This window comes from Halorubrum sp. Atlit-28R (assembly GCF_003665955.1).
Taxonomy (GTDB): Archaea; Halobacteriota; Halobacteria; order Halobacteriales; family Haloferacaceae; genus Halorubrum; species Halorubrum tropicale.
Genome location: NZ_QPLS01000030.1, coordinates 1 through 1,308, shown reverse-complemented (window position 1 = coordinate 1,308; position 1,308 = coordinate 1). Strand labels below are relative to the sequence as shown.

The 1,308-nt window shown below is 56.0% G+C and carries 2 protein-coding genes and 1 pseudogene; 1 reads left to right on the top strand and 2 read right to left on the bottom strand.

Annotation, left to right across the window (positions count from 1 at the left end):
• Positions 1-349: pseudogene (locus DVK06_RS16600) on the top strand (hypothetical protein); the annotation flags it as partial.
• Positions 350-395: 46 nt separating this feature from the next.
• On the opposite strand, the gene DVK06_RS18765 reads toward DVK06_RS16600, so the two are convergent.
• Together DVK06_RS18765 and DVK06_RS16595 are read right to left on the bottom strand one after the other, a co-directional pair.
• Positions 396-569, bottom strand: a complete 174-nt coding sequence (locus DVK06_RS18765; RefSeq protein WP_158600105.1) for a hypothetical protein — start codon at positions 567-569, stop codon at positions 396-398.
• Positions 570-902 carry a phage repressor protein gene (locus DVK06_RS16595; protein ID WP_121601110.1) on the bottom strand — a complete coding sequence of 111 codons (333 nt, stop codon included), beginning with the start codon at positions 900-902 and terminating at the stop codon, positions 570-572. It abuts the gene before it with no gap.
• Positions 903-1,308: the final 406 nt, after the last annotated feature.

The following is a 1,308-nucleotide window of genomic DNA, read 5'->3' as shown; positions in this document are numbered from 1 at the left end:
CTATAACTGCTCGATGACCGAATCGTCATGCGGATTCTTACCGTCGGGCGTCGAAAGGCGATCTATGTCGGACATTAGATACTGCTACTACCCGCGGACACGCGCTCCGCCAGAGTTCGTCGACGAGGTTGTCGCTGCCTTCCAAGCGAACGGGGACGCGATCTCGACCGTCGACGACGACAATGGGCTCAAAAGCGACGACGTACTGGATGTCGTTCGCGACGATCTGGAGGCGGTCGGCTTCGACATCGAGGAGGGCAATAATAAGAAAGAAGGAATACCCTCCGCCCGGTCCTGTTTGGCGAGAATGGAGAGCCGGGCCTCCAGGTACAGCCGCCCCACGTCGTGATCGACCAGTAGGTCTCCACGCGATTGAATCCAATATCAGGGTCTTCTCACTCAACAAGTTCGGCGTCGACCAACGTGTTACAGCGGTCAGTCACCCGACCAGGACGAACCGTACCGCTGAGCTCGAAACCAACTTCCCACGAAGTCGCGGCCTTGTCCGAAGCCAACTGCTCAAGGATTCGCTCGTCGAGCTGTGTCATCCACGGGACGAACGACCGCATTCAGGTTGTACCTCCGTTCGACTCACCCGGGACCTCTCCGGAGCCGCTGGCGGTGACCTCGTCGGCGTCGTGGTCAATATACCGCCATTCCTGTGTATCAAGGCGACCGTCGAGATACGCTTCTCCATCGTCAGTAATGACATATATCCCGTTACCGAAATGTTTGGTTAGGCCCTCTTCGGTTAGCCGTTTACACCGTTTATCGATGTACTGTCGTGAGTAATTTATCGGGCCTTCGCGCTTCATCTCAGCCGGAGAACCAGACTCGTGTTCAGAGAGATATTCAAGAACCCTATCATCGACAAGGGCCATCCAGTCTCCGGAATGTCTCATGGAAGAAATACAGTTGCCCTTCGCTATATTATGACCGGATAGCAACTCATATTGATAGTAGCTTTATAGTAATTATCAAGCAATTATAAATGCTTGTAGCATAAATTAATGCTTACAGAGCCCGAGTGACGAACCCTCGGCTAGTGAGAGAATGTAGAAATCCCGGCCGCGGTGTCTGTAGCACCCGGCCAGGTCGGGTTCTGTGCTGAGACCACAGAACCATGCTGACGATGGCAACTGCGGGGCTTAAGCCCTACGCGACGACCGGAGAATCGAGCGAAACCGACGGCGGCTGCGCGTTCTGCCCGGCGCTGGCTCACGGCTTCGACGCCGAGGACGGCTCATGAGCGCGGAGTCCACCGCGGACCGCGACGCGCTTGCGGACCTCACCGCGTTCCAACGTGAC

Bases quoted from the DNA above. Each gene is read 5' to 3' on its own strand.
- DVK06_RS18765 (WP_158600105.1), bottom strand. From the start codon at position 569: ATGCGGTCGTTCGTCCCGTGGATGACACAGCTCGACGAGCGAATCCTT.
- DVK06_RS16595 (WP_121601110.1), bottom strand. From the start codon at position 902: ATGAGACATTCCGGAGACTGGATGGCCCTTGTCGATGATAGGGTTCTT.